This window comes from Sandarakinorhabdus sp. (genome assembly GCF_041689835.1).
Taxonomy (GTDB): Bacteria; Pseudomonadota; Alphaproteobacteria; order Sphingomonadales; family Sphingomonadaceae; genus Sandarakinorhabdus.
Genome location: NZ_JBDNFM010000209.1, coordinates 1 through 7,768, shown reverse-complemented (window position 1 = coordinate 7,768; position 7,768 = coordinate 1). Strand labels below are relative to the sequence as shown.

At 66.1% G+C, this 7,768-nt stretch carries 7 protein-coding genes; all 7 read right to left on the bottom strand.

Going from position 1 to position 7,768, the window contains the following annotated elements; genetic code table 11:
- The coding region (locus ACESL8_RS11405) for a DUF1552 domain-containing protein (protein ID WP_372918929.1) at positions 1–373 on the bottom strand (373 nt) is incomplete at its 3' end.
- 15 nt (positions 374–388) lie between these two features.
- On the bottom strand, positions 389–1,414 hold the full coding sequence (locus ACESL8_RS11400; protein WP_372918926.1) for a Stealth CR1 domain-containing protein: 1,026 nt from the start codon (positions 1,412–1,414) through the stop codon (positions 389–391).
- Between the two features lie 122 nt (positions 1,415–1,536).
- Positions 1,537–2,298, bottom strand: coding sequence for a nucleotidyltransferase family protein (locus ACESL8_RS11395; protein WP_372918923.1), 762 nt, complete (start codon positions 2,296–2,298; stop codon positions 1,537–1,539).
- Positions 2,295–3,263: an aminoglycoside phosphotransferase family protein gene (locus tag ACESL8_RS11390; protein WP_372918932.1), complete on the bottom strand. Its 969-nt coding sequence runs from the start codon at positions 3,261–3,263 to the stop codon at positions 2,295–2,297. Before ACESL8_RS11390 ends, ACESL8_RS11395 begins: the two co-directional genes overlap by 4 nt.
- Positions 3,260–3,727, bottom strand: a complete 468-nt coding sequence (tsaE, locus tag ACESL8_RS11385) for a tRNA (adenosine(37)-N6)-threonylcarbamoyltransferase complex ATPase subunit type 1 TsaE (RefSeq protein WP_372918921.1) — start codon at positions 3,725–3,727, stop codon at positions 3,260–3,262. Before tsaE ends, ACESL8_RS11390 begins: the two co-directional genes overlap by 4 nt.
- Complete coding sequence (locus tag ACESL8_RS11380; protein ID WP_372918919.1) at positions 3,708–5,771, bottom strand: TonB-dependent receptor domain-containing protein; 2,064 nt, start codon at positions 5,769–5,771, stop codon at positions 3,708–3,710. Before ACESL8_RS11380 ends, tsaE begins: the two co-directional genes overlap by 20 nt.
- A gap of 75 nt (positions 5,772–5,846) precedes the next feature.
- Positions 5,847–7,768 (bottom strand): TonB-dependent receptor domain-containing protein (locus ACESL8_RS11375; protein WP_372918916.1); only part of this gene is annotated, 1,922 nt, incomplete at its 5' end.

Below are 7,768 nucleotides of genomic sequence, written 5' to 3'. Positions count from 1 at the left end.
GAAAGCCGCCGCTGCCCGGATGCGGCGCAGCCGTCAGGAAGCAGTTGTCCGCCGGGTGCCCTCCGTCCACGTCCGGATGCGACACGCCGCTGAAAACGGTGAAATCCTTGCGGTGCTCGGCGAGGACTTCGAGGTAGGGCGAAAGCGCGTAGTCGCGGCCGGCGCCGGTGGGAAAAAACTTGTCGGGCACGAGGCCGAGATTGTTGCAGATGCCGAGCATCCGGCGCGGCACCGGCGCGACATTCGCGGCGCGGGCAAAGGCGGGACGCATCGCTTCCAGCCAAGGCAGGGCCAGCGCGACGCCCGATGCGCGGAGAAAGGTGCGGCGCGAGCACGCGCGCTGGGTGGAGATGAAGGAGCCGGTGGATTTCATGAATGAATGGGTGGCTTACTTGTGTCGGAAAAGACTGCTCTGGACGATTTCGTGAATCAGCGTGCGCACAGCATAGTCGCCGCCTTTCGCCCGATCGAGCAACTGCTCCAGCTCCGGCCGGTCGCCGAAGCGCACCGCCGAGCCGGTCGCGAAGACGAGCAGTTGCTGCGCGAGATTGCGCGCGATCTGCCGCTCATCCTTGAGCAGCACTTGCTTCAGCGCGCGGACGTTTTTGAAATCGCCGCCGCCCGGCACCGTGCCGCTCGCATCCACGGGCAGCGCGAGGTGGAAGGTGAAAGCGTTCCCGTTTTTGCCAAAACCCTTCTCCTTCTCGCCGTCGCCGAGCGCGCGGTAGCGGTCGCGCCAGCCGCCAAGCACGTCGAAGCTTTCCAGCGCGAAACCCGCCGGGTCCATCTTGTCGTGGCAAAGCGCACAGCTTTCCTGCGAGCGATGTTTTTCCAACTGCTCGCGGATCGTCGTGGCACCGCGTGTGTCCGGCTCGATAGCCGGCACGGCCGCCGGCGGCGGTGGCACGGGTTTTCCCAGGACGCGCTCCATGATCCACGCGCCGCGCAGCACCGGCGCACCACTTTGAAACACGTCGCCCCGCGCCAGTGGCCCGGTCAGGAACACATCGTCGTTGAAATAGACGAAATGTTCGGCCAGGCCCGGCACCCGCCACAACAGGGTTTCGATCGCCAGCGAGTTGAAAGTGGGCAGCGCGGCCTCGAAGCCGGCAAACAGCGTCAGGTGATCGACGATGGTGATGCGCGCCAGCAGATCAGCGGGCAGGCCCGAAAGATCGGGCGACTGCGCGTCGGTGATGATCCAGATCCGACCGATCCACGGCGCATGATTGGCGATGGAACGCAGGCAATAGCCAAGCTCGTCATTGCACGCCCAGCGGTGCGGGTTGATTGCATTGGCGTTGCGCGGCGCTTGCGGTTGGTGGGCCAGGCGTTTGGTGATGTGCGCCGGATCGTCACCATTGACCCAGGTGATGACCGCATCGATGCGCGCGTCGTCGCTGATACCGTACATGTTTCCCGTCCGGGCGAATATTTGGTCCGCCACGATAGAACAGGACGAAAGTCGCAATGCGGCGGCAACGCAGCGCTGTCAACACGGCAGGCGATTTTGTTCCATGCTTGCGAAAATAAAGTTCAGGACTCGCTGAGCCGTGCTTCAGTTTCGCCGATGCTCGCCGGGGTGCCGACGTGGAACCACAGCCCGGGATGCGAAAGACCAAACATGCGGCCTTGGGCTTGCGCCTTGTTCCACGCCCGCCACATGGTGAAGGGTTCGATGGGTTCGCCTTCGAACAGGCGGCGGGCGATGATCTGGATGCCGCTGTACACGAACGGCGCCACCTTCAGCCCGCCGCGCGGCGTCAGGCAGCCGATACCGTCCATGTGGAAATCGCCGCGGCCGTCATAGCCGTGGGCGCGGGCGAGCGGCACCAGCAGCAGCAGCGCGTCCATCTGGGCGGCATCCCAGCGGCTGGCGATCAGGCGCAGCGTGTCCTGCGCGCCGTCGATCCACATATTGTCGGCATTGATGGTGTAAAAGGCATCGCCCTTGATCAGCGGCAGCGCCTTGGCAATGCCGCCGCCGGTTTCCAGCAGCACGCCGCGTTCATCCGATACGTCGATGTGTGGCGGGGTGGCGCGCCCCTTCACCGCCGCTTCGATCTGATCGGCAAAATAATGCGCATTCACCACGGCATGTTTTACCCCGGCTGCAGCGACCCCGTCCAATGCGCGATCGAGCAGACTGCGGCCGCCAACGTCGATCAGCGGCTTGGGGCGCGTCGCGGTGAGCGGGCGCATGCGCTTGCCCAGGCCGGCGGCCATCACCATGGCGGTGTGCGGCAGCACGCAATCGATGTGCGGTTTGAGCGTGAGCGGTGGGCGGATGCTGTTCATGATTGCACGCCCGTGCGAGCGGCGGCCGGCACATGCGCATCAAACCACGCCTTCACCGGTGCCAACGCGGGGTGTTCCAGATTGGCGTTCACCAATTCCCACAGGCGCGGGTGAAAGCGCGGATAGGCGGGCTTGCCGTCGCGAACATACAGCCGGGTGAAGACGCCGAGGATCTTGATGTTCCGCTGCGCCGCCAGAATGGCATAGGCGGTGCGGAAGGCGGCTTCATCCAGACCCGGCCGCGCGGCAAGATAGCGGGCGACCATGGCGGTCTCGAGCGCGGGCGAAACGGTGCGGCGGATATCCTGCAACAGGCTGGCCAGATCATAGGCCGGGTGGCCTGCAGTTGCGTCCTGATAATCGAGCAAACCCAGTTGTTTGAGGCCGGGGCGGTCCAGCAGCATCAGATTGTCGGCGTGATAATCGCGCAGCACCAGCACCGGGGGGTGGGTGAACAGCGCGGGCCACAGCAGTGCCCAGGCGTCGTTGTACCCCGGCGCTTCGGCGAGGCCGACGGCGGGCAAATACCAGTCCGGAAACAGCCGGGCTTCGCGCAGATATTCGGCTTCGTTGTAGGGCGGCACGCAGCCATGCGGATGCTGGTGCAGCGCGGCGAGGATATCGACCGCGGCGGCGTAGATGTCGTGCTCGGCACTGGCGTCGGCAGACAGCACCGGATTGACGCGGGCATCGCCAAAATCTTCGAGCAGCACGAGGCCTTGGTGCAGATCGGCCGCCAGCGGCTGCGGCGCAGAAAAGCCCAGATCGTGCAGATGCTTGCCTACGGCGAGGAAGGGCGTGCTGTCTTCCTTGTCGGGCGGTGCGTCCATCAGAACGGCGGTGCGGCCAGCCAATTCGACGCGGAAATAGCGGCGGAAACTGGCATCCCCGGCCAGCGGACGCACGGCGGCGCCGCCCCAGCCATGGGCATTCAGGAACGCCCCAGTACCGGGCGGCGGAATCATCTGGGAAAGGGTGGTGGCCACCGGCCTTCCCAAGCCGGGGCTGCGTCCCAAGTCAAGGTGCGAACATCATCGCCGCTGCCGGAAAGCGTCAGGTGCAGCGCTTCGGCTGGCAATCGTGCGCCCAGCCGCTCCGGCCATTCGATGATCAGCGCCGCATCCGTCTCGAACAGGCCCAGCGCATCGGCTTCGGCGGGGGATTCGAGGCGGTAAAGATCGACATGCCAGACCGGGAACGGCAGATCTGGCGGATCATAGGGCTGCACCAGCGTATAGGTGGGCGATGGCACGTCGCCGGGCCAACCGAGCCCATGCAGCAGCCCGCGCGCCAATGTGGATTTGCCGGCGCCCAGATCACCGTGGAGCGCGATGATGTCGCCCGGCCGCAACACGGCTGCCAACTGCGCCGCCAGCGCTGCCGTGGCCGCCGGCGCGGCCAGCGCGATTTCAAAGATCGATGGTGACATAGGCTTGCACCAACCGCCCCGGGATCGGGCCATAGGCACCCGCACCGCGCAGATCATAGCCCTGGACATCGAACAGATTGTTGACCTGCAGGCGCAGCAAGGCGTCGTTGCCGGCCAGCCGAAACCGATAACGGCCACCCACATCCATCACCGTCCGCGCCGGCACTGCCACACGGTTGCTGACCGTGGCGGTTTCGGAGCTGCGATAGGCAACGCGGGTATCGAACGACAGGCCGGGCGCGAATGGCGGCCGCCAATCGGCGCTGAATTCAAGCCGCTGGCCGATGGCGGCAACCGGGCGCGGGCCGATGGCGCCGCCAAGCCCCGGGCCGGCCACGACGCCAGGGCCCGACACCTTGGGCCACAGCCACACGCCGCCGGCAACGATGCTGAGCGTGGGGGTGAGCGGCCCGGCGATGGAGGCTTCCACCCCACGATTGACCACGTCGCCCAGCACATCGAAGCGGCCCGCCGCATCCAGGTTGAAATAGGGTTTGGTAATGTCGAACACGCCGGCCACCAGCTGTATCTGATCGGTGAGGGCAAGGCGCAGCCCGGCATCGAACTGGCGGGTGCGGATGGCGGGCAGCGCCTCGTTGCGGTTGACGGCATTGCCCGGCGCAGTGCCGCTTTCTTCAAGGCCGTTGACCGTGCCGGCATAGACGACCAGCGCATCGGTGATGTTGGCCGACACGGTGATATTGTACAGCAGCAGCCGATCGTTGGTGGCTTGCACGCCGCCACCCGGGAGATCGATGCGCTTCTTGTAATCGGTCCATTGCAGGCCGGCGGCGACTTCGCCCACGCCCAGCCAGCGGCCTTCATAGGCAATGCCGCCAGTCACCTGCTTGACGTCATCCAGTTGCTGCCGGCTGAAATTGAAGGCCGGTTCGGGCACCTGGCTTGGCGTGTCGATCTGCACCGCGCCAAGCTCCAGAATGTCGGACCCGCCAAAGCGCCGATCGCCGCTGCGGCCGCGAAACGCGAGGTGAATCTGGTGGCGGCGCGGGCCTTCGTCGATCTGCCGGGTCAGCCGCACTTCACCGCTGACGGCGGCAAAATCGAGCTGCGGATCAACGATGACACGCTGGGTGCCGGTGCGATCCGGCTGCAGGCCGCGCACCAGGTTGGTCATCTGGCGATTGCGGGTGCGCGATGAACGGAACAGGCCGGCGCGCAGCAGCCACCCTGGTGCGACCTGCCAATCGGCCAGCACGCCGGTGTTGAGATCGAGGCCGCTGCCGTTCACCCAATCCGGGCCAAAGCGCTGGCGGCGCGGCAGCAAGGGCGGCAGGAATTCGCCAGCGGTTTGAAAGGTGAGGCGGTGATCATCCAGCGGCTGATGCAGCAGGCTGACGAACGGGATCAAGGTGACGCCCGGCGCCGGATTCCAGCGTGCGATCAACGTGCCGCCAATGCTGGTTTCGCGGGTGGCGTCCGGGCCGCTTTCGCGGCGCAGCGACGCGCCCATGCCAAGGCTGAGGCGGCCATCCACCGGCAGCACTGCATCGAATTCGGCATTGAGTGTGCCCCATTCATCGGCGGCAAACAGCACGCTGGCGGCGGCCTGATCGCCGGGGCGGCGGAAGCCGAAATCCACCAGCCCGGTGGGAGCGGGAAACGGGCTGCCCAACGCCGACAAGCCAACGCGGATGGTGGTGGTGCGGCTGATCCGGGTGCTGGGCGGCACCACCGGATCGAAATACAGGCCATCGATGCGCACGTTGCCGGCCGCAATCGGCGAGAAACCGCGCACGTTCATCTGGTTGTAGATGCCGATCACTTCGCGGCCGACGGTGCTGCCAAAAGCGTCTCCGGCTTGGCGCACGGCGTTTTCGGAGGCGCGGCTGCCAGTTGCGGCGACATCTGCGGCCACAGCTGCGGGGTCGGCGGGGTCGGCGGCGCCGGCAGCGTGGGGGGCGGGCAGGGATTGATCAGCCTGCGCCGCCGGCAGTGCCCTGGCAGGCTGCGCCGCGCCGCGCGCCTCGGCCATCGTTGCCAGCAGCATCAGTGCGCCGGCCCATTGGAAATGCTGCCCTGTCATCGCTCCCGCGTTCGCCGGTTTGCGCGCACACTGCAAGCTATCAGGAACACCTTGGGGGCAAAAACGGCCCGGCGATCAGAAATCCACGGTGAGATAGGCCTGTGCCACCCGGCCCGGCAGCACCGTGTAGGCATTGGCGCCGCGCAGATCAAAACCTTGCTGGTTGAACAAATTGGTGGCCTGCACGCGCAGCACGGCATCATTGCCGGCCAGCTTGAAGCGGTAGCGCCCTCCCAGATCCACCAGCGTGCGGGTGGGCACCGAAACCAGATTATTGACCGTGGCGATTTCCGGCGAGCGATAGGAAAAACGCATGTCCAGCGACACGCCGGGGGCAAAGCCGGGGCGCCAATCGGCCGATACTTCAAAGCGTTCGGCGATGGCCGTGACAGGCAGGCGGCCAACCAGGCCGCGCGTGACGGCATCGCCGGTCACCTGCGGGCGCAGCAGGCTGGCACCGGCCACCAACGACAGTTCCGGCGTGATCGGCCCGGCGATGCTGGCTTCGAAACCGCGATTGATCACATCACCCAGCACATCGAAGCGGCCGGCGGCATCAAGATTGAAATAGGGTTTGGACACCTGGAACAAGCCGGCGACCATGCGCATGTTGCCCAGCGCCAGCCGCACCCCGGCATCCACCTGCCGGGTCTGGATCGCCGGCAGGGCTTCGTTGCGGTTGGCGGCAAAATTGGGGGCAACGCCCGATTCCTCAAGGCCGGTGACGGCGCCGCCGTACAGGGTGATGCCTTCGGCAATCTGAAAAGCGGCGGTGACGTTGTACAGCCAGGGGCTGGCATCGATCGCGGCCAGCGCGCCGGGAAAACCGATGCGTTTCCTGTAATCGCTTTTCTGCACGCCCACCGAGATTTCGCCAATGCCGGCCCAGCGGCCTTCATAGGCGATGCCGCCGGTCCATTGCTGGACATTGTCATCCTGCTGCGGGCCGAAATTCAAGGTGGGCTGCGGCACATCGGGGGCAACGCCCAAGATGTTGATGATGCCCAGATCGACCACATCGGATCCGCCAAACCGCCGATAGGCCTGGCGGCCGCGCAGCGTGACATGCACCTGATGCAGGCGCGGGCCATCCTCGAACCGGCGGGTCAGCCGCACTTCGCCGCTGGTGGAGGCGGAATAAAGCGCGGGATCGCCGGTGATGCGCTGGGTGCCGGCGCCAGTGGGCGAGGTGAGGCGCACGATATTGGCGAACTGGCCGCGCACCACCCGCTGCGACCGGAACAGGCCGGCCCGCAACAGCCAACCTTCGGCCACCGCCCAATCGGAAATCACCCCGGCGTTCACTTCGGTATCGCCGCCGCGCGACCACCACGGGCCAAAGAACTGCCGGCGCGGCAGGCGCGGCGGCAGGAAATTGCCCTGCGGAACCGAGATCGGGCCATGATCGTCGATTGTCGTTTCACGCACGTTGATGAACGGCAGCAGGCTGAAGCTGGCCGAGGGTTTCCACTGCGCAATGAACGCGCCTTCCATGCTGTGATCGCGGGTCTTGTTGAAGCCGTTTTCCAGCACCAGGCCGGCGCCGAATCCGATGCTGAGCGTGGAACTGATCGGCAGGCTGGCATCGAATTCCGCTGTGGGCGTGTGCCATGTGTTGTAGCCGATCAGCACGCTGGCGGCGGCTTCGTTGCCGGGGCGGCGCAGGCCCAGATCGACAATGCCGGTGGGGGCGGGAAACGGGCTGCCGAGCGCCGACGGGCCGACGCGGATGGTGGTGGTGCGCACCAGCCGGCTGGACGGGGTGACGATGGGATCGAAAAACAGGCCATCGATCCGCACATTGCCGGCGGCCACCGGCGAAAAGCCGCGCACGCGTTCGCGGCTGTACAGGCCCGACGCTTCGCGGCCGATGCTGGTGCCAAAGGCATCGCCGGCCTGGCGCACGGCGTTTTCAGCCGAACGGCTGCCGGTGGCGGCGACCACCGAAACGTCCTGATCTGCTGGCGGCAATGGATCATTTGCTGGCGGGGTGTTCT